At 44.5% G+C, this 23,873-nt stretch carries 25 protein-coding genes; 14 read left to right on the plus strand and 11 right to left on the minus strand.

Annotation, left to right across the window (positions count from 1 at the left end):
• The first annotated feature begins 82 nt into the window (after window positions 1-82).
• From BMW86_RS10160 to BMW86_RS10170, 3 genes are all read left to right on the plus strand, one after another.
• On the plus strand, window positions 83-1,465 hold the full coding sequence (locus BMW86_RS10160; RefSeq protein ID WP_089781452.1) for a peptidylprolyl isomerase: 1,383 nt from the start codon (window positions 83-85) through the stop codon (window positions 1,463-1,465).
• A gap of 127 nt (window positions 1,466-1,592) precedes the next feature.
• Entirely contained in the window at window positions 1,593-3,440 is a 1,848-nt protein-coding gene (locus BMW86_RS10165) for an amidophosphoribosyltransferase (protein ID WP_089781454.1), read from the plus strand.
• Window positions 3,441-3,602: 162 nt separating this feature from the next.
• Window positions 3,603-4,103, plus strand: coding sequence for a SixA phosphatase family protein (locus tag BMW86_RS10170; RefSeq protein ID WP_089781457.1), 501 nt, complete (start codon window positions 3,603-3,605; stop codon window positions 4,101-4,103).
• Here the strand turns inward: BMW86_RS10170 and proC are convergent.
• Entirely contained in the window at window positions 4,100-4,900 is an 801-nt protein-coding gene (gene proC / locus BMW86_RS10175) for a pyrroline-5-carboxylate reductase (RefSeq protein ID WP_089781459.1), read from the minus strand. The genes BMW86_RS10170 and proC overlap by 4 nt on opposite strands.
• A gap of 110 nt (window positions 4,901-5,010) precedes the next feature.
• On the opposite strand from proC, the gene BMW86_RS10180 reads away from it, so the two are divergent.
• Window positions 5,011-5,580: a thermonuclease family protein gene (locus tag BMW86_RS10180; protein ID WP_177189211.1), complete on the plus strand. Its 570-nt coding sequence runs from the start codon at window positions 5,011-5,013 to the stop codon at window positions 5,578-5,580.
• A gap of 125 nt (window positions 5,581-5,705) precedes the next feature.
• Here BMW86_RS10180 and BMW86_RS10185 read toward each other — a convergent pair whose 3' ends face one another.
• Together BMW86_RS10185 and dusB are read right to left on the minus strand one after the other, a co-directional pair.
• Window positions 5,706-6,275, minus strand: a complete 570-nt coding sequence (locus BMW86_RS10185) for an NUMOD4 domain-containing protein (protein ID WP_089781462.1) — start codon at window positions 6,273-6,275, stop codon at window positions 5,706-5,708.
• Between the two features lie 31 nt (window positions 6,276-6,306).
• Complete coding sequence (gene dusB / locus BMW86_RS10190; protein ID WP_089781464.1) at window positions 6,307-7,371, minus strand: tRNA dihydrouridine synthase DusB; 1,065 nt, start codon at window positions 7,369-7,371, stop codon at window positions 6,307-6,309.
• Between the two features lie 92 nt (window positions 7,372-7,463).
• On the opposite strand from dusB, the gene BMW86_RS10195 reads away from it, so the two are divergent.
• From BMW86_RS10195 to BMW86_RS10215, 5 genes are read left to right on the plus strand one after another with little or no spacing between them, the layout of a single operon-like run.
• The gene (locus BMW86_RS10195; protein WP_089781466.1) at window positions 7,464-8,393 is read left to right on the plus strand and encodes a CPBP family intramembrane glutamic endopeptidase; all 930 of its coding nucleotides are present in this window, start codon (window positions 7,464-7,466) and stop codon (window positions 8,391-8,393) included.
• Window positions 8,394-8,424: 31 nt separating this feature from the next.
• On the plus strand, window positions 8,425-8,646 hold the full coding sequence (locus tag BMW86_RS10200) for a putative signal transducing protein (RefSeq protein ID WP_089781468.1): 222 nt from the start codon (window positions 8,425-8,427) through the stop codon (window positions 8,644-8,646).
• A gap of 45 nt (window positions 8,647-8,691) precedes the next feature.
• Window positions 8,692-9,579 carry a phosphatidate cytidylyltransferase gene (locus BMW86_RS10205; RefSeq protein WP_089781470.1) on the plus strand — a complete coding sequence of 296 codons (888 nt, stop codon included), beginning with the start codon at window positions 8,692-8,694 and terminating at the stop codon, window positions 9,577-9,579.
• Window positions 9,580-9,603: 24 nt separating this feature from the next.
• A complete protein-coding gene (locus tag BMW86_RS10210) occupies window positions 9,604-10,254 on the plus strand; it encodes a phosphatidylserine decarboxylase family protein (RefSeq protein ID WP_089781472.1) in 651 nt (216 codons plus the stop codon).
• An 11-nt stretch (window positions 10,255-10,265) separates the two neighbouring features.
• The gene (locus tag BMW86_RS10215) at window positions 10,266-10,469 is read left to right on the plus strand and encodes a hypothetical protein (protein ID WP_089781474.1); all 204 of its coding nucleotides are present in this window, start codon (window positions 10,266-10,268) and stop codon (window positions 10,467-10,469) included.
• Between the two features lie 64 nt (window positions 10,470-10,533).
• On the opposite strand, the gene BMW86_RS10220 is transcribed toward BMW86_RS10215, so the two are convergent.
• A complete protein-coding gene (locus BMW86_RS10220) occupies window positions 10,534-11,235 on the minus strand; it encodes a YjjG family noncanonical pyrimidine nucleotidase (protein ID WP_089781477.1) in 702 nt (233 codons plus the stop codon).
• 63 nt (window positions 11,236-11,298) lie between these two features.
• On the opposite strand from BMW86_RS10220, the gene BMW86_RS10225 reads away from it, so the two are divergent.
• The 3 genes from BMW86_RS10225 to BMW86_RS10235 all read left to right on the plus strand — a co-directional run bounded on the left by BMW86_RS10225 (window position 11,299) and on the right by BMW86_RS10235 (window position 14,855).
• Window positions 11,299-12,003, plus strand: a complete 705-nt coding sequence (locus BMW86_RS10225) for an SDR family oxidoreductase (protein ID WP_089783629.1) — start codon at window positions 11,299-11,301, stop codon at window positions 12,001-12,003.
• Between the two features lie 111 nt (window positions 12,004-12,114).
• The gene (locus BMW86_RS10230) at window positions 12,115-14,076 is read left to right on the plus strand and encodes a BatD family protein (protein WP_089781479.1); all 1,962 of its coding nucleotides are present in this window, start codon (window positions 12,115-12,117) and stop codon (window positions 14,074-14,076) included.
• A 17-nt stretch (window positions 14,077-14,093) separates the two neighbouring features.
• Window positions 14,094-14,855: an SH3 domain-containing protein gene (locus BMW86_RS10235; RefSeq protein ID WP_143056543.1), complete on the plus strand. Its 762-nt coding sequence runs from the start codon at window positions 14,094-14,096 to the stop codon at window positions 14,853-14,855.
• Between the two features lie 6 nt (window positions 14,856-14,861).
• Here BMW86_RS10235 and BMW86_RS10240 read toward each other — a convergent pair whose 3' ends face one another.
• From BMW86_RS10240 to BMW86_RS10270, 7 genes are all read right to left on the minus strand, one after another.
• The gene (locus BMW86_RS10240) at window positions 14,862-15,620 is read right to left on the minus strand and encodes a LytR/AlgR family response regulator transcription factor (RefSeq protein WP_089781483.1); all 759 of its coding nucleotides are present in this window, start codon (window positions 15,618-15,620) and stop codon (window positions 14,862-14,864) included.
• 119 nt (window positions 15,621-15,739) lie between these two features.
• Window positions 15,740-16,369: a sensor histidine kinase gene (locus BMW86_RS10245; RefSeq protein ID WP_089781485.1), complete on the minus strand. Its 630-nt coding sequence runs from the start codon at window positions 16,367-16,369 to the stop codon at window positions 15,740-15,742.
• A gap of 412 nt (window positions 16,370-16,781) precedes the next feature.
• Complete coding sequence (locus BMW86_RS10250) at window positions 16,782-17,489, minus strand: response regulator transcription factor (RefSeq protein ID WP_089781487.1); 708 nt, start codon at window positions 17,487-17,489, stop codon at window positions 16,782-16,784.
• A gap of 24 nt (window positions 17,490-17,513) precedes the next feature.
• Window positions 17,514-18,530, minus strand: coding sequence for a sensor histidine kinase (locus tag BMW86_RS10255; protein WP_089781489.1), 1,017 nt, complete (start codon window positions 18,528-18,530; stop codon window positions 17,514-17,516).
• Entirely contained in the window at window positions 18,511-19,020 is a 510-nt protein-coding gene (locus BMW86_RS10260) for a gliding motility lipoprotein GldH (RefSeq protein WP_089781491.1), read from the minus strand. The genes BMW86_RS10255 and BMW86_RS10260 overlap by 20 nt, the downstream gene beginning before the upstream one ends.
• A 19-nt stretch (window positions 19,021-19,039) precedes the next feature.
• Window positions 19,040-19,915 carry a YicC/YloC family endoribonuclease gene (locus BMW86_RS10265; RefSeq protein WP_089781493.1) on the minus strand — a complete coding sequence of 292 codons (876 nt, stop codon included), beginning with the start codon at window positions 19,913-19,915 and terminating at the stop codon, window positions 19,040-19,042.
• Window positions 19,916-19,995: 80 nt separating this feature from the next.
• Window positions 19,996-20,583, minus strand: a complete 588-nt coding sequence (locus tag BMW86_RS10270) for a pseudouridine synthase (protein WP_089781495.1) — start codon at window positions 20,581-20,583, stop codon at window positions 19,996-19,998.
• 63 nt (window positions 20,584-20,646) lie between these two features.
• Here BMW86_RS10270 and BMW86_RS10275 point away from each other — a divergent pair, with 63 nt between their 5' ends.
• Both BMW86_RS10275 and BMW86_RS10280 read left to right on the plus strand, forming a co-directional pair.
• Window positions 20,647-21,357: a Crp/Fnr family transcriptional regulator gene (locus tag BMW86_RS10275; protein WP_089781497.1), complete on the plus strand. Its 711-nt coding sequence runs from the start codon at window positions 20,647-20,649 to the stop codon at window positions 21,355-21,357.
• A 77-nt stretch (window positions 21,358-21,434) separates the two neighbouring features.
• Window positions 21,435-23,831 carry a heavy metal translocating P-type ATPase gene (locus tag BMW86_RS10280; RefSeq protein WP_089781499.1) on the plus strand — a complete coding sequence of 799 codons (2,397 nt, stop codon included), beginning with the start codon at window positions 21,435-21,437 and terminating at the stop codon, window positions 23,829-23,831.
• Window positions 23,832-23,873 lie beyond the last annotated feature (42 nt).

A 23,873-nucleotide genomic window follows, 5' to 3' on the forward strand; every position in this document is an offset into this window, starting at 1 on the left:
GCATAAACTTTTGTTAAAAAAATAAGCCGCTATCACGCGGCTTATTTTTTGGTTACTTTTGAAATTCACTGCACTCGTTATTATGAATAGAATATTGGCAATTTCTGCAGGCGCATTACTGCTTTGTCAGGTAGTTTCAGCCCAGCAGAAAAAGATGGTAGCGGATAAAATAGCCGCCATCGTAGGGGACAAGATCGTTTTGAGATCAGATGTGGAAGGAGAGATGGTAAACCTGCAACGTAATACGCCGGACAATAGCCTGCCACCGAACGCATCCTGCCTGATCATGGAACAGATCATCGCTCAGAAAGTAATGGTAATGCAGGCAGAACGCGATAGTTTGCCGGTAAGTGACGCGGATGTGGACGGACAGATAGAAAACCGTATCCGCTATTTCGAAGAACTCTATGGTACCCGTGAGAAAATGAAAGAAGTAACCGGGTATTCTATTTACCAGCTGCGTGAACGCTTCCGCCAGCCTATCAAAGAAGGCCTTCTGGCAAAAGCTATGCAGGAAAAAGTCACCGGATCTGTAAAGGTGACCCCTTCTGAAGTAAAAAGATACTTCGATGGTATTCCTCATGATAGTCTTCACTTTTATGAATCTGAACTCGAAATAGGTCAGCTGATCCTGTTACCAAAACCCACCCGCGAAATGGAGCAGTACACCATTAGCCGCCTGCTGGATTTCAAAAAACAGGTACAGGACAAAACCAACGACTTCGGTCGTCTGGCGCTGTTATATTCAGACGATCCCGGAGCTAAAGACAACAAAGGGGTATACATCCTGAACCGTGCAGATAAACAATGGGATGCAGACTTCCTGGCAGCGGCTTTCCGTCTGAAAGAGAATGAGATCTCCAGTCCTATCAAAACACAGTTCGGCTACCACCTGATCCAATGTATTAAACGTCAGGGCGATAACGTAACCGTTCAGCATATAGTGCTCAAACCGAACATCACCCGCTCCGATATTGCTCAGGCAATGGCCAAACTGGATACCATCCGTACCAATATCGCTACCGGTAAATACACCTTTGCTGAAGCTGTTGCCAAATACAGCGATGCACAAATGGCGAAGTTCGATGGCGGTATGCTGCAGAACAAAATGAATGGTAGCACCCTTATCACCATAGATCAGCTGGACGATCCTTCCGAAAGGGATATCGTACTGATGCTGGACACCCTGAAACCAGGCGGATTATCCAAACCGGTTCAGTATACAGATGAAAAAGGTAACCTGGGTTGCCGCATTGTTTACCTGAAAACACGTACGCAGCCTCACCGCGAGAACATGACAGATGATTATGCGCGCATCCAGCAACGTACTTTGCAGATTAAACAGGAAGAAACCCGCGACAAATGGCTGAGGGAAAAGATCCCAACATACTACATCCATGTAGACGATGAGTTCAAACAGTGCAGTCACATCTCCAAATGGATTGAAAGTGTCGCCAAACAGTAAATGAGAACAATACACATTATAATATAATTGATCCCCGGTATAGCTATACCGGGGATTTTCATTTAAACATGAACTTTAGGCTTTTTCAGCTTTTTACACGTAACTTTGCGCCTTCAATTCTATAGGGATGAGTGATGCCATAAAGCATGAATGCGGTTTAGCATTTATAAGATTAAGGAAGCCGTTTTCTTATTACCAACAACAATATGGAACGGTTTTCTACGGCCTCAACAAGCTGTACCTGCTGATGGAAAAGCAGCATAACAGGGGACAGGATGGCGCAGGGATAGCAACCGTGAAATTGAATACAGAGCCAGGGGTTCCTTTTATGCAACGCCTCCGAAGCAGCGCTACACAGGCAATCGGTGATATCTTTGCCAAAGTGAAGGACGAGATTGACGAGATCGAAAAGTACCAACCGGAAATCACCAAGTACCCTGGCCTCATGAAAGGGCATATGCGTTTCCTGGGCGAATTACTGATGGGCCATCTCCGCTACGCAACCCAGGGCAGAAATAACGTAGAACTCTGCCACCCCTTTGTACGCTACAACACAATTCCCGCACGCAATCTGGCAATCGCCGGTAACTTTAACCTGGTAAACGCCGATGAACTGTTCAAGTTCGTGGACGTTCAGCCGGGAGAAACACATAAGAACAGCGACCTCGCTGCTATGCTGGAAGTAGTACATCATTTCCTTTGCAAAGCAGATGAAGAAAGGACCAACGGTCTTGACGTGAAGCAGATCCTGCAACAGGCTTTCTCCATGTTTGACGGTGGTTACCATGTATGTGGCCTTTTAGGTAGCGGTGATTCTTTTGTAATCCGCGATGCACACGGTATACGCCCTTCTTACTATTATGTGAATGACGACGTGATCGTAGCCGCCTCCGAACGTGCTGCCATCCGTACCGCCTTCAACGTAGGTGAGAATGAAGTACATGAACTGATGCCGGGCAATGCGCTGATCGTAAAAGAAAATGGCGAATACAGCATAGAACAGATACTGGCTCCTAAAGAACGCCGTGCCTGTAGCTTTGAAAGAATCTATTTCTCCCGTGGTAACGATGAAAAGATCTATAAAGAGCGGCACGCACTTGGTCAGAACCTGTCTGAAACTATCCTGAAGAATATAGACAACGACCTTCGCAATACCATCTTCTCCTTTATCCCCAACACAGCTGAAATAGCTTTCTACGGGATGATTAAAGGACTGGAAGATTACCTGAATAATATTAAGATAGAACGTATCGCTTCCTGGGGTAAAGACATAGATGAAGAGAAGCTGACGGAAATGATCAGACGCCGCGTCCGCATTGATAAAATAGCTATCAAGGACGTGAAAATGCGCACCTTTATTTCGGCAGATACCGGCCGTAATGAGATGGTGCAGCACGTATACGATATCACCTATGGTACCGTACGCCCGGGTATAGATACCCTGGTAGTAATAGATGACTCCATCGTTCGCGGTACTACACTGCGCGAAAGCATCATCAAAATGCTGGACCGTCTGGGACCAAAAAGGATCATCGTTGTTTCTTCTGCTCCGCAGATCCGTTATCCTGACTGCTACGGTATCGATATGAGTAAGATGGGTGATTTCGTTGCCTTCCAGGCCGCTATTTCCCTGCTGAAAGAACACGATAAGGAACATATCCTGCAGGAAGCTTATGGCCTCTGCCTGGAACTGCAGCGTACCAACACCCTTCATGCACAGAATGTGGTACGCAATATTTACAAACCTTTTACTACAGAAGAAATCTCTGCCAAGATTGCACAGATCATCACTCCTTCCGGCATTAATGCCAAAGTAGATGTGATCTATCAATCTATAGAAAGTTTACATAAGGCATGTCCCAATAACCTGGGTGATTGGTACTTCACTGGTAACTATCCTACTCCGGGTGGTAACCGTGTGGTAAACAAAGCTTTCATGAACTATATGGAAGGCAAGAACGAAAGAGGATATTAAATATATAGGCCCCGGCATTCTGCCGGGGCCTATTATTAAATTTACTTTAAATCCCTGTTTCCACGTCCTCTGGACCGCATCCGTCCGCTCTTACTCCCGGTAAAATCCGTAAATTAGGTAGTACTAAACATTAATTCTCATGCTACTAACCTGTAATGTGCTATGAAAACATTACTTCTTATTCGACACGCCAAATCCAGCTGGAATGATCCGGATGTAGATGATTTCGACAGGCCACTTAACAAACGGGGCAAACAGAATGCTCCGGAAATGGCCTCAAGACTAATGCTGCGCGGAGTTGTACCTGAGCTGATCATTGCCAGCCCGGCTAAACGTACCAGCAGTACTGCCAAGATCATGGCCAAAGAGTGGGATTATCCCAAAGAAGCTATCTTGTTTGAAGAAGAACTCTATCTCTGTTACGCGTCTACCTTTCTGAAAGTAATTACCAAAATAGATGATGATTTCAGCGCTGTTGCCATCTTCGCACACAACCCCGGTATTACTGACTTTGCCAATTACCTGACCCAGGAGATACGTATAGACAATGTTCCCACTACTGGTATCTTTGCCGTACAGGCATTTACTGATTCATGGAAAGATTTTGACCGCGCCAGGAAAACATTCCTGTTCTTCGATTACCCCAAACAGGAAATCGTCTAACCTTTCACGATCTTATTGTACGAAACTGTAATCCCCTTGATCAATGAGGAGCTGAATCCCTGATGCTCCATCTCGTTGAGACCTGCGATGGTGCATCCTTTAGGGGTAGTTACTTTATCGATCTCTTCTTCCGGATGGCGTTTTTCACGTATCAGCAGTTCTGCTGCACCCTTCACCGTCTGTGCGGCAATCAGATTGGCAGTTTTCACATCAAACCCTATCTCTATACCACCCTGTATATTCGCCCGGATAAAACGCAATGCATAGGCAATACCACAGGCTCCCAGTACGGTAGCTGCATCCATCAGCTTTTCGTCTATGCTTACTGTAACCCCCAGCTGGTCAAACATATCCTTTACAAAAGTCACCAGTTGCTCCGGTACGTTCTTATAACAGATACAGGTCATTGACTCCTGGATAGCGATGGCCGTATTAGGCATTGCTCTCACTACCGGCATCCCTGCTCCTGCTATTTCTTCCAGGTCGTCTATAGATACCCCGGTCATTACACTGATCAGCACCTGGCGTTTCGGATCAAATGCACTCTTCACTTTTGCCAGTACCTCTTTTACATTGTAGGGCTTTAATGCCACTACTATTATTTCCGCACCACGGATAGCCGCTTCATTATCTGAGATCGTCTGCACACCTAATGCCTGCAGTTCGCTTAATGACGCAATATTTCTTTTTGTAACGGTAAGGTCCGCAGCCTGCGCAAAGCCACTCTTTAATAATCCCTGCGCTATCGCAGATCCCAGGTTTCCACCACCAATGATGGCGATTTTCTTACTAGACATGTTCACTATCGCTTTTATTACGTGGAAGGTATAACAAGATGACCAGATACACAAGAACACTAGTCACATTAAAATAAAATGTGTTACTTCGCATGCCTAAATCCTATTTCATGCCCACTCGTTTTAATCTGATACTTGTCTTTTTCCTGTGCTTCTTTACGCAGCAATTAACAGCTCATACGACTGTGAAAAAAGCGCCTGTAAAAGTAAAAGGGAAAGTGGTACGCATTATAGACGGGGATACCTTTGAATTACTGGTAAAAAAAGAGACTTACAAGATCCGCCTGAGTGCTATAGATGCTCCTGAAAAAGGACAGGATTATTACCAGAAAAGCAGGCAGGCCCTGGCAGATCTGATCTTTGGAAAGATGGTAACGGTAGAGTTGCTGAGTAAAGACAAATATAAGCGTTGGATAGGAGATGTTTACAGCAGCAATAATGAGTATGTAAACGGGTGGCTGATAGCAGACGGGGATGCCTGGCATTATACAAAATATTCAAAAAGCGCTCCGCTGGCAGCCGCAGAAGCGAACGCACGGAGGCAGAAGCTGGGCCTTTGGGCACAGGCAAATCCTATCGCTCCCTGGTTATTCCGGGAAGAATCCAAGCAGGCAGGGAGTGGCAAAGAAAAAACGGGAAAGAAAAAAGGGCCGAAAGGGAAAAAAGGCGCCAGGGCATAACTTTAAAAGTCTGTTCCTGATACGTCCTTGCTAAGTACCATTACCTGGCAAATTATACAAAGGCCTGGCGTTAACATTATACCATTGTAACACAATATCATCTGATCCCCTTCAGGATAGCTGGCTTAATCCAGGGTAACATGGCTCCAGTTTTCTCCGCTTTTAATACGGTAGAGCTGCATCTCACTGATATCAAACTGCTCAGCAATCTGTTTCATTGTCTTTTTACCGGGTTTAGCCAGTAAACGTTTGATACTCTTTACTTTTGTGATGTTGAGCTTCAGCCCTTTAACACGGTTGCGCTGTTTTTCCTTGTAGGCCAGTTTAGCCGGACTAAACTGCTGATGCGCTTCCATTTCTTCTTTAGTAGCCCATTGCAGGTTACTGACCTTGTTGTTTTTCTTGTCGTAATCTACATGGATCACGTACTTGTATGTACGGCCCGGCTTTTTGTTAAACAGTTTGGCTACTTCCCTGTGCAGGTATAGCGACTGATAACTGTCTGCGGGCTTAACATTCAATACAGTATAACCTTCCACTGTAGATCCGGACAATAATTTTCCGTCCGTGATCTCTTCATAATAGCTGATCACTCTTCCCATATTAGATACTGCGTATTTTTTACGCAGGGCAGATTTATTTTTAATCTGCAAGTCTTTCCAGACTTCATTTTTCAGGTTTTTAATCGTGGCCATGTGAAAGAAATTTAATAGTTGAACCTGGGGTTTATCCGTAAACGTTACAATCTACTACTTCATTATTTGCCGGCAATAAATTATTGTCTGTAAGGGGGGATGTCCGCTCTATAACATGATCCTTGTAATGTACTGCTACTTTATCTAAAACGTCTTCTACAGCTGCCAGCGTATTGCAAGTTACTAATTGTTGTCTGAAATCTTTGATGTGCGGTAATCCTTTGAGATAATTGGTATAGTGCCGGCGCATTTCCAGTATGCCTACAACGTCCCCTTTCCAGGCTACTGAGTGCCGCAGATGTTTTTTACAAACTTCTACTCTCTCAAAAACAGTTGGAAGAGGTAAATGTTCACCTGTCTTCATAAAATGCTTGATTTCATTAAAGATCCAGGGATATCCTATTGCAGCACGTCCTATCATAATCCCGTCCACACCATATTTTTGTCTGGCGGCTACTGCCTGTTCAGGTGTACAGATGTCTCCATTACCAAAGATGGGTATATGAATACGGGGATTGTTCTTTACTTTGGCGATCAGTGACCAGTCTGCACTACCCTTATACATCTGGGTACGGGTACGTCCATGTATTGTAAGCGCCTGTATTCCAATATCCTGTAAACGTTCTGCTACTTCTTCAATATTTTTCATGTTATCATCCCAGCCAAGGCGGGTCTTTACCGTTACCGGCAGACGGGTAGCCTTTACTACAGCAGATGTTAACTTTACCATTTTAGGAATATCCTTCAGGATACCGGAACCGGCACCCTTACATACTACTTTCTTCACCGGGCAGCCATAGTTGATATCCAGCAGATCAGGATTGGTAGCCTCTACTATCTGCGCAGCCATTGCCATTGGTTCTTCATCCCCACCAAAGATCTGAATGCCTACAGGGCGTTCATAATCAAATATATCCAGCTTCTGCCGGCTCTTGATCGCATCACGTATAAGACCCTCCGAAGAAATAAACTCCGTATACATCAGGTCCGCACCCTGATCTTTACACACTGCACGAAAAGGTGGATCACTTACATCTTCCATCGGAGCCAGTAAGAGCGGAAAATCACCTAATATTATATTCCCAATTTTTACCATTTTATTAATTGATAGCTGGCTATTAACACTTATTAATCCGGAAACCAATTGCCAACTCGATTTCGCACTGTAAATTTACGCAAAATTACTCTATGACAGGCTACCTGAGGCAGTACCCGCCAGCATTACAGATCGCTACATTCTTTGGCTTATTCATTGGCTTCTCACTGCTGTACGGGATCTTCCTGATCACTGTCTTTCCTTACATCAGCGGCTATACCATAGAAACATTACAAACTGCTGATCCTTCCCTACCTAAAGTTCTCGGCTATCTGAAATTAACGCAATTTCTATACACTTTAGTAGTTTATCTGTGCCCGGCGGCTCTTTTTGCCTATCTGGCAGATCCCAGCCCTGCACAGTGGATGTACTTACAGAAACCACCCAGGGTAGTGCCCGCAGCACTGGCTATTTTAATCATGCTGGCTGCTTTACCGGTGGTTGGCTTTACCAGCGACTGGAACCATACCTGGCATCTTTCCGGTGCCTCCAGGCAAATGGAAGAACAGGCCGAACTCCTGACCAGGGTATTGCTGAAAATGCCCGATTTTGGCACGCTGCTCGTAAACATTGTACTCATTGCCATACTCCCGGCCATCGCAGAAGAGTTCTTTTTCAGAGGAGTGATACAACGTTTACTTATCCAGGCTATGCCAAAGATTCCCTGGATAGCGGTCATCATTACCGCTACCATTTTCAGTGCTATCCATATGGAATGGCTGGACTTTATCCCCCGTATTATACTGGGCTTCCTGCTGGGCGCCATCTATTATCTGAGTGGCAACCTCTGGTTATCCATTCTCGGACACTTCCTCAATAACGGAATGCAGGTGGTGATGGTCTATCTTTATCAGGCTAAACTGATCCATGATGATCCTATGGCGTCTGAAACCACCGCCTGGTATAGCGCAGCCATCAGCCTGATTATAACAGTAGCACTACTGTGGTACCTGCGTAAAAGATCAGATCAACCCAAACTACTCTCTGTAAAAGAACCAGATATAAATTCAATCGGCGAGTAAATCGTAAATTACAGGCTTCAATAAAAGACTTATGGAAAAAGACTGGGTGAAAATATTTACTACCAACCAAACTTTCCGGGCGGAAATAGTGAAAGGTATGTTACAGGAATACGGTGTAAACGCAGTACTGGTAAACCGGGTAGACTCTTCCTATCTTGTGGCACTGCCCGGGATGGCCGAAGTTTACGTACATCAGTCCCAGGAAGCAGAAGCAATAAAACTGCTGCAGGAGAATCCTGAGAATGAAGAATAAAAGCCGCCTGAACAGCGGACATCAACTTTCAAATTATACGCTTACATGAAGACATTTTTCACCCGAACAGCTACTGCCCTTGTTTTTGTAGCCGTGATGCTGGGCGGGATCTTATACAGTCCCTTTACTTTTTTCCTGCTTTTTTTCATGGTCAATTTCTTTGCCCTGCAGGAATATTTCAAACTGATCAGGAACATAGATCCTGAATATGCCAATATTTCCGGCTGGCACAGGAACGGTATTCTCGTTGCCAGTTGTGCGCTGATCATGGCCTTTACGGGTGAACATTTCATCTCTTCCGCAAACCTCTCATTAGGTTTTCTGGGCTGGTGGCTGGCCGTTATTTTCCTGCTGGTACTGCCTATAGGAGAAATACTGCTGAGTAAAGAGTTCTCGCTTAAAAACATGGGGTATTCTGCCCTGGGGCTCATTTATATCACACTCTCCCTGGGATTACTGATACACCTGTGCCTGAATTATGGCAGTATCCGCTTTACACCTACGGCTACCGGTACCGGACCAGGCTGGCTGATACCCCTGCTGCTCATCATTTTCATCTGGATCAATGATACCATGGCCTACATCGTAGGCTCTCTCATAGGACGCACTCCTTTTGCGCCCACCATATCCCCTAAAAAGACCATAGAAGGTACTGTAGGCGGTATGATCCTGGCTGTAGCTGCCGCTGGTGTGTACGGCTATTACTGGGGCCAGCAATGGCTGTCCCTGCAACACTGGCTGGCACTGGCAGCGATCGCGGCCATTTTTGGTACAATAGGCGATCTGCTGGAGTCAAAACTCAAGCGTATGGCCGGTGTAAAGGATTCCGGCAAAATAATGCCAGGGCATGGTGGTTTTATGGATCGCTTTGATTCTCTGCTACTTGCAGCTCCTTTTGCATGGTTATATGTACATTTATTCGCAATGATTTAACTTCGCATCAAACAACAACACAACATGAAGATCCACCGAGAAGGATTGGCCACCATTTTACTGACCTTTGTAGTGCTTGCACTGATCAATGGCGCTGTTTTTTATTTTTCAGGAAACACGCTCACGCTCCAGATTATTGCTGCCTTTTCCCTGGCACTTTTCCTGTTCATCATTTCCTTTTTCCGTATTCCAAACCGGGAAATGAAACATGATGAGGCCCTGGTATTAGCGCCCTGCGACGGTAAAGTAGTGGTGATTGAAGAAACCTATGAACCTGAGTATTTCAAAGACAAACGCCTGCAGGTGTCTATCTTTATGAGCCCTGCAAATGTACATGTGAACAGGAACCCTATCAGCGGACAGGTAAAACTATCTCAGTACCATTCGGGTAAATACCTGGTGGCCTGGCATCCAAAATCATCTACCGAAAACGAACGCCATACAGTGGTGATCGGTAACGGAAAAGCAGATGTACTGGTAAGACAGATCGCCGGTGCATTGGCCCGCCGTATCGTCAACTATCTGAAAGCAGGTATGGACGTAACACAGAATGAAGAAATGGGCTTCATTAAATTTGGTTCAAGAGTAGACCTTTATCTGCCCATAGGTACCCAGGTATCCGTTCAGCTGGACCAGGTAGTGCGTGCAGGTCAGACAGTAATTGCAACCTTATAAAATACGCATATATGAAGAAATTAATCATAGGCGCTGCCACTGTATTATTCATTACTGGTACAGTACTGGCCCAGGAGAAAGCAAAGGAGAAATCCTGCAGTAAGAGTAACAAAGCATGTTGCAAACAGCCCAGCAAAACAGCTGGTCTGCGTACTGCCAAACCGGCAAAGCCAGCACAAGCGGCTCAGCCAGCGAAGCCTGCTGCCCAAAAGTAATTTCCATGCAAAAAAGGAGCGGACTCAGTTAGAAACAGAGTCCGCTCCTTTTTATTTTAAGCTCTTATAATATTTCCTTTAGTTCATGCAGGCTCTGAATAGAGTAAGTTGGCTTCAGATCAATCTTAGGAGCCAGTAACAGTGGATTAAAGTGTACCTGGTCTATCCCCGCATTATACGCTCCCAGCACATCAATATCCAGCGCATCTCCAATCATAATGCTGGTCTCTGTAGTGGCCACAGCCTTGGCAATAGCGAAATCAAAAATCTCTTTCTTTGGTTTCAGCGTACCAGCGGATTCTGAAGTAATGATATGTGTAAAGAAATGATCTATCCCCGAATTACGTATTTTTTGCAGCTGTGTTTCCTCAAACCCATTGGTAATGAGATGGATAGGGTAGTTTTTAGCTGCCAGATATTCCAGCACGTCTTTAGTATGCGGGAATAAGTTCGTTTTAGAGGGTAATCGTTCCAGGAAGTGCACACTTAATGCTTCCGCTAATTTCTCATCCCCGATTTTAAAGTCGAGCAACGTTACCCGGAAACGTTTCACACGCAACTCATGCCGGTTAATAAATCCTTTTCGGAAACGATCCCATAACTTCTCGTTATGTTCAGTAAACTGTTCATGAAAAACTGCAAAAGAGGCTACTCCTCTGCTTTCCAGGTTATGCTCATGGTATAATTCCTCTAAAACCTCAAATGAGTTGGCTTCAAAATCCCACAATGTATGATCAAGGTCAAAAAATATATGTTTGTATTTCATCTTAAAATGCTGCTGAAAGCAGGCATAAATTTACTATTTTCCACCCTCTTATAAATGGAATTTATGAACGCAGTAATCACCGGAGCCAGTAAAGGCATAGGGAAGGCCATCGCTGAAAAGCTTGCCCGGGAAGGATTTAACATAGCTATTTGTGCCAGGAATGCAGCCAACCTGGAACAGGCTGTTACTGATATACAGGCACAAAATCCGCAGGCTACCATATTATCCATGCCCGCAGACATGGGTAAAAAAGAGGATGTACTTGCCTTTGCAGCCAAAATAAAATCGGTATTCCCGGCAGTGGATATACTGGTAAACAATGCTGGTATTTTTGTACCCGGAAGCCTGGACGAACAGGAAGACGGATTGCTGGAAAGCATGATGGCCGCAAACGTGTACAGTGCCTATCACCTTACCCGGCAATTATTGCCTGCGATGAAAGCACAGCGCAAAGGGCATATCTTCAACCTCTGCTCTACAGCCAGTTATACGGCATACCCAAACGGCGGGGCTTATAGCATCACTAAGTTTGCCCTGCTGGGATTTTCCCGCAACCTGCGCGAAGAGCTGAAACAACATAATGTGAAAGTAACGTCCCTCAGCCCGGGCCCTACATTAACGGCCTCCTGGGATGGTTTTGATGCCCCTCCGGGCCGTATGATGGAACCGGAAGACGTTGCGAACCTGCTATGGGCGGCATATACACTGTCGGCTCAGGCTGTTGTGGAAGAAGTACTTATGCGGCCCATGCTGGGAGATATCCAGTAAAACCCTTACCAGTAAGCACTTTTCACCTTCATATCTATTATTTTTTTAACTAAGTTTTAACTGGGTACCCGGTCATAACAGGGTTGGCTTTGGTTAAATTTGTTATGCATTATGATGGTCAATACTGTTAGTATAAGGATGAGTGTACTATCCCTGCTTTGTTCTCTGGGTGTAGTATCATGCCTGCAGGCGCAGGATTTTAAATTCACTACCACTGTTAGTAATACAAAAGTGGCACTGGATGAACCTTTCCAGATACAATTCATGCTGGAAAACGCTCCTAATGTAACTAGTTTTACCCCTCCATCCTTTAACGATTTTGAAGTGTTGCAGGGGCCTTCCCAGATGCAGGGGCAGTCTATTATGAACGGTCACCGCTCTGAATATATTGCACTCATTTATGTGCTGCAACCTAAAAGGGTAGGAAACTTTACCCTCACAGGTGCTACCGCACGCTCGAATGGCAATGTGGTGCGTTCCAACCCGGTTACGATAGAAGTAGTAAAGGGTGCCCGTAGCCTGGGACCTCAACAGCAACAGCTCCCTCAAACAGCTATTCCTCAGTCCCGCGCACAACAACAACAAAGCAGGCAGGATGAAATGGAAGGTGTACTGAAGAATGGAGAAGACGTAAATGCAAAGCTAAAAAAGAACATTTTTGTAAAGGTAGACGTTGATAAAACCAGCCTCTATGAAGGGCAACAGTTAACGGTTACCTATAAACTATATACACGCCTCCCAACAAATTCAAGCGTTACCAAAGTACCTGCTTTCAAAGGCTTTTCTGCTAAAGATATAGAATTGCCCAATCCGCCACAGGCAACAGAAGAACTGGTGAATGGCATACCTTTCAAAGTATTTATCATTCGTAAAACGCTCCTGTTCCCACTACAATCCGGTACACTGGAACTGGATCCCGTAGAAGTGGATAATCATGTAAGACTGGTAAAGCTTGTAAAGAATAACAAAAAAGCGGCCCGTGATCCTTTCGGGGATGCATTTAACGACCCCTTCAACGATCCTTTCTTCGACGATTTCTTTAACCGTCCGGAAGTGAGTTATGAAGATGTACCGTATAAAATACAAACACCGCCTGTAAAAATAAATGTGAAGCCTCTGCCGGTAGATAGCCGCCCTATCAGCTTCACCGGTGCCGTCGGTAAATTCAACATGACGGCTACAGTAGACAAACAAAACCTGAGTACAGACGATGCTCTCACATTGAAAGTGGTCATCTCCGGTCAGGGTAATGTGAACCTGCTGAATGCGCCTAAACTGGATATTCCATCCAGTTTCGAAAAGTATGATCCGAAGGTTACTGATAACATTGAGAAGAACAGTAATCCTCTTTCCGGTTCCCGTCAGTTTGAGTTTGCGCTTATGCCGGTGGAAGCAGGGGATCAAACCATCCCTCCTGTAGAGTTTTCTTACTTCGACGCAGCATCCAATAGTTATAAAACAATGCGTTCCCCTGCCTTTAAAGTGCATGTAACTGCAGGCAAACAGGCGAAAAAAGAGAAGGAAGACTTTAGCGAAAACAAGAATACCATCACCTCTAACTTTAACGGACAACTACAATGGATCAAAGACCAACGATTCCTGTTAGTAAGTCCGTGGTTCTATATCTTATTACTGCTTCCGTTAGTAGTCCTGATCGTTGCATTATTTTACCGCCGCAAACAGGATTATCAGCAGAATAACGCAGCATTCCTTAAACACCGCTATGCTAATAAAGTAGCGCTCAAACGCCTGGAACTGGCAGCTCGCTACCTGCGGGAAGGAAAAGACAAAGCTTTTTATGAGGAAACGTCCCGTGCTGTATGGGGTTATCTCAGTAATAAACTACATATTCCTTTTTCAGATCTTAGTAAACAGCTGATCCAGGAACGCCTTTCACAACAACAGATCAACGGAGAGAATACAGACCAGCTATTCGAACTGCTTGATAATTGCGAAATGGCACTGTATACACCTATGCATAACAACGATAAAATGCAGGGTACCTATCAGCAGGCAGTAAAGGTGATCAGCCAATTAGAAGACGAGCTGCAACGCGCAAAAACAGTTGCATAAAACATAACTATTAACGGATGAAATCAATATTAACAGGTATCTGTTGCTGCTTGCTGTTATGTAATTCATTACTGGCAGCAGAGATACCGCAGCAACAGTTGTTCAGCAAAGCCAATGATCTTTTCCGGCAAAAACAATACAGCGACGCCGCCGGTATTTACCAGCAACTGATAGATGAAGGTTATAACCAGCCTGAGTTATATGTGAATGCGGGTAATGCCTGGTACAAAGCCAACCGTACCGGCCTGGCTATTTATAATTATGAAAAAGCACTGATCAAGGATCCTTTCTATAAACCGGCAACACATAATCTTTCTGTAGCTAATCAGCGGGTAGAAGGATATGTAAATGATATACCCCTGTTATTCTTCCAGCAATGGTGGTTACAGATACAACACCTGTATAACCCGAACGGATGGGCATTAGGAAGTATTCTTTTCTTATGGTTATTAGTAACGGGTATTATTGCAATGCTGCTGCGCCCTTCCTTTAAACCGGCTTTAATAAAATGGGCAAATGTTGTTACAGGTGTGTTGTTTCTTTGCTTTATAAGTATGGCTGTTAGTGCTTTTATGAACAGCAGTGTACATGATACCGGTATCATTATGAGTAGTGCTGTAAAAGTAAAAGCGGCACCGGATCTGGGCAGCAAAGACATTTTTGAATTACATGAAGGTGTAAAAGTACAGGTAACAGATGCTACGCAGGAATACTGCAAAATAGTGTTGCCAGATGGTAAAACCGGATGGATGGCCTGTACGGAAATAAAAAGGCTGTAAGTATACTTACAGCCGCTCTATCCTTTCCATAAATTCCTGCTTACGATTCCGGGACACCGGTATACTACTTCCATCACTCATAATAATATCTCCACCATCTCCTTTTATATACCTGTCCATATAGAAGAGGTTCACCACATAACTATGGTGTACCCTGAAAAATCCTTTATTCTTTAGATTGCTCTCTACTTCTTTTAATGTGCGGCATACCAGTGATGGTTGCTCCGGCGAATTCTGCAGATAAATTTTGGTATTTTCCCCGTCTGCTACGCAGTACATGATATCCTTTACCAGCAACATCCTTAGTCCTTCAGGACTTGGTAGTGCCAGCCGTTCTCCCGGATGCAGGTGCTGATGCAGGAATTCCATCAGGCTATCTGTTTTGCTGACGGTCTGCCCTTTCATTTTGGAAAGGCGTACCTGGGCTTTATCCACGGCTTCCTGCAGATCTTCCCTGATAATAGGCTTCATCAGGTAATCCAGCGCGTTATGACGGATAGCATCCAGCGCATAATGATCATGCGAGGTTGTTATTATGATAGAGAAACTGGCGTCCTTGCAGGCCTGCAATACTTCAAAGCCATTCAGACCCGGCATTTCCACGTCCAGGAAAAGGAGTTCAGGTTTATGTGCCTCTATAGCCTCTAAAGCAGTAATTCCATCGGCACAAACAGCCACAATGTTTACTGCCGGGCAGTGTTTCTCCAATAAAAGCGTTAGTACACTTCTGCTTAGTTTTTCATCATCCACAATGATGGTGCGCATGTTCTACAAATTCTTTGTCCCCAAAATTCCCTGCTTATGTTTACATATAGGTCAGGCAGGGAAAAAGTACAATATTTCCCGTAAAGATTTGTGTATGATTTTAATAAAATATGCAGGGGTTAGTTCAAACGGCTGGAAACGTGTTGCATCATGATAATAACATGACTTCCATCGGGTTCATGCTGGTCATTATAGATATCTTCTTCTTTTACTGAAGCTTTCAGGTTATACTTTTCGTTGATGGCTTCCAGTCTTTCTGCGGCAATGGTGATCCCTTTCAGGAAAGAAGCGTCTGAGGGGGGCAGAGTGTCATTATGAACCCCGTTGTCTGCGATATGGATGCAGAGCATGTCTTTATCCCGACTGATAATGATTTTCAGATGTCCCCCGGTCTTTTCGGGTCTCAGTAACAAGCGTTGCCAGATGGCTTCCTGCACGTACGGCTGAATAATAAGAGGGGGAATCATGGTCACCTGCTGGAATACTTCCGGCAATACTTCCAGGTTATAGTCGAACTGCGGGCCAAAACGCAGCTGTTCCAGTTGCAGATATAGTTCAAGAGCTTCTACATCCTCTTCCAGGTTGATCCATTCCCTGTTGCAGTTCCGGATCATGGAACGCATCAGTCTTGCAAAGCGGGTAAGGTACAGAGATGCCAGGTCCGTACTGGTAGTAAGGATATAATGATGTATTGCATTCAGGCTATTGAAGATGAAATGAGGGTCCATCTGTGCCTGAAATGCGTGCATTTCCAGGTATACAAGGGATTGTTGCCGGGTTATCTCTTTTGCTGTGATCTTCCTTATCCGCCTCTCTCTTCTGAAAAAAAGGAAACATAATATCGTTACACTTAACAAAAAAAACAGCCAGTACGGCCAACCTGCTGCATTGAGTATGTCATTGCAAAGCCTCAACTCTTTAACGGTTTTTATTTAAAAGGATATAATTAAAGTCTGTACTACAAAGTAGTACCATCACCAGGTTAGAAAACCTCACTCAGGTACGGCATTGCAACATCAGTTAAGACCGATATTAAATATCCGCCAAATATGTATGAATTTAAAGTGACAATTATTACAAGGCAGCATTTCTCCCGAAATTGGGGGAAAATGCGTGGTAAGTGGTAGTTGGGTTAAAAACAAAAAGCTCCTGGCGGAGCTTCTATTCGGTAAACTTGTAGCCGACACCTCTCACAGAGTGGAAATATCGCGAGTTCCGGCTGTCTTCCTCAAAATACTTCCGGAAGTTCAGTATAAAGTTATCAATAGTACGGGTAGTAGGGTATACATTGTAACCCCATACCACCTGCAGGATCTTCTCCCGGGTAACTACTTCCCCTTTGTTCTCTATCAGCAGTTTCAGCAACATTGCCTCCTTCTTGCTTAATTCATAATGTTTTCCGTCTTTGCCTATACATTCCTGTGCACCAAAGTCTATTTCATTACTTCCGAAGCGGTATATGCTTGGAACACTGTCCTTATCCTGAATCTTCTTATTCTTTACGATCAGTTTTTCCACCCTCAGCAGCAGCTCTTCCAGGTTAAAAGGCTTGGTCATATAATCATCCCCGCCTTTTTTCAGACCCAATACCCTGTCTGCACTACTGTTCTTGGCACTCAGGAATAAAATGGGCACCTCATTATTCTGAATACGGATATTCTCACATACGGCAATACCGTCCATTTCCGGCAGCATGATATCCAGTATGATCAGATCAAAATATTCATTCTTCACCGCCTTCAAAGCAGCGGTGCCATTATCTACAGCTGTAACTTCATATCCTTCAAGCTCCAGGTTAAGCTTCAATGCTTCCTGGAGGTTCTCTTCGTCCTCTACCAGTAGTATGGATGCTTTTGTAGCTTCCTTCATAATTTATAATTGCGATAGTCTAATTTACACAGTTTGTGCGGAATATACAGGCCATGTTATTTCAAAACTGGCGCCTGCCGGCACATTGTCCTTTACTATAATTGTTCCTCCATGTTGCTGTACTATCCTCTCAGTAAGGAATAAACCCAACCCCGAGCCTTTGGATTTACGCGTATTTTCATTGCCTATACGATAAAACTTAAGGAAGATGCGCCTGCGCTCATCAATCGGTATTCCAGGTCCCTGGTCCGTTACCTTTAATTTAAGCTGATTCCCTGTTGCTGTGAGTGTCACATCTATCACCGTATTCTTAGGTGAATATTTAGCGGCGTTCTCTATCAGGTTACTCAGCACGATCTGTAACATGAACTTGTCCCCGTTCAACCACACGTCAGGCAAAATATGTGCCTGTATGGTATGGGTCGGTATCCGGGATTGTATTTCTTTTACGCCGGCTTCCAGCAGGGCAGAGAAATCAAGGTCTTCCAGGTACAGCTGATAACGCTGGGATTCCATCTGGGATGCCAGCAAAATATTATTACAAAGCTGGTCCAGGCGGTTGGTTTCACGGATGGTATTATCCAGCAGGCGATGCTGCTTTTCTTCATCCAGCCTATGTTTGCGTAATGTTTCCAGATTCAGTTTGGCGGCAGCAATGGGCGACTTCAGTTCATGTGTCACAGCCATCAGAAAGTTCTGTTGCTGCTGCGATAACTTCATCTGTTTATAGACAGCGAGGTACACAAAGAACCCGCCTAAAAGTATGATGGCAAGGAAAATAACTCCCTCTCCAAAGAACATGACAGTTCGTCGTTTTTCGGTAGTTTCTATACGTTGGAGTTCCTGGTGATATTCTACGGGGTGTGAAACACTATCTGTTCTTAGTTCCAGGTTCTGGACTTCGAAGCGGGCAATCTGTTCACTTTGCATGAACAACAGTATGCCCCACCATACCAGGGCGAGAATAGTGTATGCCAGTACAAAGAGGTAGATGAAGGAAATTACCTTTCCTTCGTGCATTTTAAGGAATAGTTTTCTCATTTTTCCGTAACCCGGCTTTCTCGATCCGCAGGCCTACATTCATGATATCTGGCAGCGGATTTTGCCGCATGTTTTGTTCAAAGGTGAACCGGTAAGTACCCGGCTTGTTCAGTATTGCTCTCTGCTGAATAGGTATCTGATGCTCATAAATATCATCCAGCCCGCTACCCAGCCATTTGCCGGACATGTCTGCCAACGGCAGTTCTACGCGCTGAGGAATTGGCTGTCCTTCAGGAAACTGTGTATTTACTACCAGCCATATATTGCTGTAAGGGTAGGAGTCCTTATGCCTTACATTCACAAATATATTATACAGGTAAGCGGTGTCCTGCGGAAGCAATGTAACCTCAAAAACGGGTTTATGCTCGTAAGACCATTCATGTCCCGGAATCTCCAGGTTCTTTTCATAGGTGTCCATCTTCATGGGTTGGCAGGAAGCCACTATCAGCAGCATACCTGCGGCCACAATAGTCCGGCAGAAATTACTCATATAATTCGAAATACTTTTATTAAAGTACGTTCAGTACCTGTTCTTTTGCCTTTTCCAGCTCATCCTTCATCAGTACCACCCATTGTTGTATGGCAGCATCATTTGCCTTTGAACCGGTTGTATTGATCTCTCTACCCACTTCCTGCAGCACAAATCCGAGCTTCTTTCCTTTCGCAGGATCTGCTTCATGCAGGATCTCCTTGAAGTAACGGCAATGATTTTCCAGTCTGATCAGCTCTTCTGAAATATCCAGCTTTTCTAAATAAAATATCAGTTCCTGTTCCAGACGGTTCGCATCTACATTCTCTTTACCCACATGTTCTGCCAGTAAACTGTCCAGTCGCTGACGAACTTTATCCTTACGCAGCGGGTCCAGTTCCCGCACTTTCACACAATAAGACTCTATGTTATCTATGCGTACCAGCAGGTCTGCAGCCATCATTTGTCCTTCATCCTGGCGGTGTGCATCCAGTTCTGCCAGCGCAGCTTTAAGTACTTTTTCCACCTCTTTCCATTCTTCCTCTGTGATCTGTTCTGTAGCAGGTGTCACTACTTCCGGCAATTTCATCAGCACGTTCAGCATATCTTCCTGCGGCATGTTCAGCTCTGTTGCCAGCGTAGTGATAGACTGGTGGTAAAACCTGGCCAGTTCTGTATTGATCATCACCGGACGGTTAGCCCCGTTCTGCCGTACATTCACCGTTGCATCCAGCGTACCACGCAGCAAAGATTGCTGCAGCAGGTTACGGATATCAAATTCGTAAGGCTTTAATAACGGGGATATCTTCAGGTTTACGTCAAACTGCTTACCATTGAGCGATTTTACTTCTGCCACGATAGTGGTCTCTCCCCTGGTATTTTCCGCCCTTCCGAAGCCGGTCATTGATTTCAGCATAATAGAGATTTGTGAGTAACAAACCTAGCTAAATTAGGGCAAAGCGCAAAAGAATAGCTACAAGCTATTTACAGGTGGTATTACTGAAACAATAGTGCGTAGATCTCCCGCTGGGTCATCTCTCTCATCTCTCCTGGCAATATTCCCTCTATAGTGATACCTCCGATCCGATAACGGATAAGTCTCAACGTAGGGAATCCCGCCGCTGCAGTCATTTTGCGTACCTGCCGGTTTTTGCCTTCCTGTAAGACCAGTTTTATCCAGGGTGCAGGGATACTCTTTCGAAAGCGAATGGGAGGATTACGCTCCGGAACAGCCGGTTCCGTCTCAAATATTTCTGCCTGGCAACGGCGTGTCTGATATTTTTTTCCGTCCACGGCAATCGTGACGCCCTGACGTAATTGCCGGATGGCAGGATCATCTATAGCCCCGTCTACCTGCACCCAGTATTCCCGTTCATGCGCGTTCTTAGGATCCAGCAACCTGTTAGTCAATGATTTATCATTCGAAAGTATCAGCAACCCTTCACTATCATAATCCAGCCTGCCTACCGGATAAACATCCACAGGTACTTTAAAATAATCTGACAGACTGTCCTTCCCATCCTCTTTCCCGAAACGGGTAAGTACCTGAAAAGGTTTATATATAACATAATAATTAAATGGCATACATTAACAACTCGTTACTTAAGGGTAAATTGCCTGTAAATTAGTAATTTTGCGGTCGAATATATGTGTACAGCTTTCCATAATGCTTCTTGTCTGAATTGCCAGGCCCGCTTTGGATCAATCCTTTTCAAAGCGGAAAAGTGCAATCTGGAAGAAATCGAAGCAGCCAAGGTATGCTCTATTTACAAAAAAGGGCAGGTAGTATTCCAGGAAGGAGCTTATCCTTTTGGCATCTATTGCGTGAATACAGGTAAGATTAAATTATCCCACTGTGGGGACGATGGCCGCGAACAAATCGTACGCCTCGCCAAACCGGGTGATATTATAGGATATAAAGCATTACTGAGCGCAGAACGTTATACCGCTTCTGCCATCGCCATCGATGACGCCTCTGTATGTTTCATTCCCAAAGACCTTTTCATGAGCGTATTACAGAAAGACGCCAGCCTGTCTTTCGAAATGATGCGTATCATCGCCAGCGAACTGCGTAAAGCAGAAGTTAAAATCACCCACCTGTCTCAGAAACCAGTGCGCGAACGACTGGCAGAAACCCTTCTCTTTATCAAAGAAACCTATGGCGTAGAAAGCGATGGCTTCACATTGAATGTTCGTCTCTCCCGCGAAGAAATAGCCAACCTTGTTGGTACCGCTACGGAATCCGCTATCCGCCTGCTCTCCGAATTCAAAAAGGATGGCCTTATAGAACTACAAGGCAAAAAGATCCGCCTGCTTAATACAGATGAGATTACGCGTACTGCTAATCTCCAGGACTGATCTGCATCACACATTAACTTGATCCTCATCATTGTGCCGGCCTGGCCATACGACTAGCTTTGCTCCAAATCTTTGATATGGCAACGTTATCCCGTATACAATTACTATGCGATCACTGCGGAGAAACCTGTACGGACAACAGCATTACTAATGGCGATAAACATTTCTGCTGCCAGGGGTGTAAACTGGTATATGAAATACTCAACGAGAACGACCTCTGTGAGTATTACTCCCTGAATAATAAACCAGGAGTGGCTCAACGTTTTCCTGTCAGAAAAGATAAATTCGCTTTCCTTGATGATGAAAAAATTCAGCAACAACTGCTGCAATTTCGTGATGATCAACAAACACATGTCACCTTTTACATTCCCAATATTCATTGCAGCTCCTGCCTCTGGCTCCTCGAAAACCTGCACCGGCTGGACCCTGGCGTACAGAAAGTAAGCGTCAACTTTACACGCAGGGAAGCACTGGTCATTTTCCGGCACTCACAAACCTCTCTCAGAAAAGTAGTGGAAATACTCAGCAGTATAGGATACGAACCTTATATCAGTCTGGAAGATCTGCAACAGAAAAAGCCTCGTGTACAACGCGATCTCATCTATCGTATAGGTGTGGCCGGCTGCTGTTTCGGGAATATTATGCTGCTCAGTTTTCCTGAATATTTCTCCGGGCATAGTTATTCAGATCCCAAACTCAATCTACTCTTCCGTTATCTCAATTTATTACTTTCCTTACCTGTATTCTTCTACAGCGCCCAGGTATTTTTCCGCTCTGCATGGAGCAGTCTTAAAGCCGGTTTTCTGAATATAGATGTACCCATAGTACTAGCCATCACTGTCACTTTTGTCCGCAGTCTTTCAGACGTCTTTTCCGGCCATGGTGCCGGGTATTTCGACTCCATGACCGGCATTGTTTTCTTTATGCTGGCAGGACGTATTTTACAGGATAAAACCTACCAGAGACTTTCTTTCGACAGAGATTACACAGCCTATTTCCCCATAGCGGTTTCCGTTATGAAAGCGGGAAAAGAAATCCCTACGGCCTTACCTGATATCAAAATAAACGACTCCTTACTAATCCATAATGATGAACTGATTGCCGCAGATGGTATCCTGGTCAAAGGCAATGCCGTAATTGATTACAGCTTTGTAACGGGAGAATCCTTACCGGTAAGGAAATCTGTGGGAGAGATCGTATATGCCGGAGGAAAGCAACTGGAAGGAAATATTGAAATACTGACGATTAAAGAAGTGGCTCAAAGTTATCTTACCAGTCTATGGAACCGTGAGGAACTAAAAAATCCTGTTGCAAAAGAAGCCTCCTTTATTCACTTATTATCCCGGTATTTTACCTGGGTGGTATTATGGATTGCAGTGATTACCGCTACTTACTGGTGGGCAAATGAACCGGCTCGTATATGGCCGGCCGTTACGGCTGTTTTAATTATTGCCTGTCCCTGCGCATTACTACTGGCTGCATCTTTCACAAACGGGCATATTTTAAGAATACTAAGCCGCCATCACCTATACCTCCGCAATGCTGCTGCCATAGAACGTCTTGCCGATATAGATCATATTGTTTTTGATAAAACAGGTACGCTTACAAGTAAAACAATCAGCACTGTCAGTTACATTGGTAATCCACTTACACCCGATCAAACACATGCTGTTATATCTATTGCTGCACAGTCTTCACATCCGCTTAGTCAGGCAATAACAGCACATTACGGGGATAACACCCGCCTGCCCGTAAACGGTTTTAAATCCGTTACCTCACAAGGTATCAGTGGCTGGGTACAGGAACACTTTATAGAGATGGGTAGTGCTATATTTGTAGGCGCTCCTGAACATCTAACCGCGAATGGAAGTGTTGTATTCGTTGCTATTGACGGACAGGTAGCAGGATATTTCAGCATTGGAAATCATTTCCGCGAAGGCATGCCTGTGTTATTAAAACAACTGCAAAAGAAATACAGGCTCTCTCTTTTATCCGGGGATAACAACAGGGAAATGCCTTACCTGCGAAAACTACTGGGACCTTCATCCACATTGCTTTTCACGCAGCAACCGCAAGACAAATTAAACTATATCATCCAGCTGCAACAGCAAGGCAACAGGGTACTCATGATAGGCGATGGATTGAACGATGCCGGTGCATTAAAACAAAGTGATGTAGGTATCTCTATCACAGAAAACAGTAACAATTTCACACCTGCAAGTGATGGTATATTGGAAGCGGCTCAACTATCGCAATTGCCTCATTTCATAAAAATATGCAAGGCCAATAAACGCATTATTATCATCAGCTTTATCATCTCCCTGATCTATAATATCACCGGGCTTTTCTTTGCCGTACAAGGTCTTTTATCTCCGCTCACGGCCGCTATACTCATGCCAGCAAGCTCTGTCAGCATTGTACTGATTACTTATGGATTAAGTGAATGGGCTGATATAAATCAGCAACAGCATTGAGCTACATCATAAACCCCGCACACGCCATGACCTAGCTTTGTT

Origin of the sequence: Chitinophaga sp. YR573 (genome assembly GCF_900110995.1) — a bacterium.
Taxonomy (GTDB): domain Bacteria; phylum Bacteroidota; class Bacteroidia; order Chitinophagales; family Chitinophagaceae; genus Chitinophaga.

Excerpts from the sequence above, each read along its gene's own strand:
- BMW86_RS10160 (WP_089781452.1), top strand. The coding sequence starts at position 83 with ATGAATAGAATATTGGCAATTTCTGCAGGCGCATTACTGCTTTGTCAG.
- BMW86_RS10165 (WP_089781454.1), top strand. The coding sequence starts at position 1,593 with ATGAGTGATGCCATAAAGCATGAATGCGGTTTAGCATTTATAAGATTA.
- BMW86_RS10170 (WP_089781457.1), top strand. The coding sequence starts at position 3,603 with ATGAAAACATTACTTCTTATTCGACACGCCAAATCCAGCTGGAATGAT.
- proC (WP_089781459.1), bottom strand. The coding sequence starts at position 4,900 with ATGTCTAGTAAGAAAATCGCCATCATTGGTGGTGGAAACCTGGGATCT.
- BMW86_RS10180 (WP_177189211.1), top strand. The coding sequence starts at position 5,011 with ATGCCCACTCGTTTTAATCTGATACTTGTCTTTTTCCTGTGCTTCTTT.
- BMW86_RS10185 (WP_089781462.1), bottom strand. The coding sequence starts at position 6,275 with ATGGCCACGATTAAAAACCTGAAAAATGAAGTCTGGAAAGACTTGCAG.
- dusB (WP_089781464.1), bottom strand. The coding sequence starts at position 7,371 with ATGGTAAAAATTGGGAATATAATATTAGGTGATTTTCCGCTCTTACTG.
- BMW86_RS10195 (WP_089781466.1), top strand. The coding sequence starts at position 7,464 with ATGACAGGCTACCTGAGGCAGTACCCGCCAGCATTACAGATCGCTACA.
- BMW86_RS10200 (WP_089781468.1), top strand. The coding sequence starts at position 8,425 with ATGGAAAAAGACTGGGTGAAAATATTTACTACCAACCAAACTTTCCGG.
- BMW86_RS10205 (WP_089781470.1), top strand. The coding sequence starts at position 8,692 with ATGAAGACATTTTTCACCCGAACAGCTACTGCCCTTGTTTTTGTAGCC.
- BMW86_RS10210 (WP_089781472.1), top strand. The coding sequence starts at position 9,604 with ATGAAGATCCACCGAGAAGGATTGGCCACCATTTTACTGACCTTTGTA.
- BMW86_RS10215 (WP_089781474.1), top strand. The coding sequence starts at position 10,266 with ATGAAGAAATTAATCATAGGCGCTGCCACTGTATTATTCATTACTGGT.
- BMW86_RS10220 (WP_089781477.1), bottom strand. The coding sequence starts at position 11,235 with ATGAAATACAAACATATATTTTTTGACCTTGATCATACATTGTGGGAT.
- BMW86_RS10225 (WP_089783629.1), top strand. The coding sequence starts at position 11,299 with ATGAACGCAGTAATCACCGGAGCCAGTAAAGGCATAGGGAAGGCCATC.
- BMW86_RS10230 (WP_089781479.1), top strand. The coding sequence starts at position 12,115 with ATGATGGTCAATACTGTTAGTATAAGGATGAGTGTACTATCCCTGCTT.
- BMW86_RS10235 (WP_143056543.1), top strand. The coding sequence starts at position 14,094 with ATGAAATCAATATTAACAGGTATCTGTTGCTGCTTGCTGTTATGTAAT.
- BMW86_RS10240 (WP_089781483.1), bottom strand. The coding sequence starts at position 15,620 with ATGCGCACCATCATTGTGGATGATGAAAAACTAAGCAGAAGTGTACTA.
- BMW86_RS10245 (WP_089781485.1), bottom strand. The coding sequence starts at position 16,369 with ATGCACGCATTTCAGGCACAGATGGACCCTCATTTCATCTTCAATAGC.
- BMW86_RS10250 (WP_089781487.1), bottom strand. The coding sequence starts at position 17,489 with ATGAAGGAAGCTACAAAAGCATCCATACTACTGGTAGAGGACGAAGAG.
- BMW86_RS10255 (WP_089781489.1), bottom strand. The coding sequence starts at position 18,530 with ATGAGAAAACTATTCCTTAAAATGCACGAAGGAAAGGTAATTTCCTTC.
- BMW86_RS10260 (WP_089781491.1), bottom strand. The coding sequence starts at position 19,020 with ATGAGTAATTTCTGCCGGACTATTGTGGCCGCAGGTATGCTGCTGATA.
- BMW86_RS10265 (WP_089781493.1), bottom strand. The coding sequence starts at position 19,915 with ATGCTGAAATCAATGACCGGCTTCGGAAGGGCGGAAAATACCAGGGGA.
- BMW86_RS10270 (WP_089781495.1), bottom strand. The coding sequence starts at position 20,583 with ATGCCATTTAATTATTATGTTATATATAAACCTTTTCAGGTACTTACC.
- BMW86_RS10275 (WP_089781497.1), top strand. The coding sequence starts at position 20,647 with ATGTGTACAGCTTTCCATAATGCTTCTTGTCTGAATTGCCAGGCCCGC.
- BMW86_RS10280 (WP_089781499.1), top strand. The coding sequence starts at position 21,435 with ATGGCAACGTTATCCCGTATACAATTACTATGCGATCACTGCGGAGAA.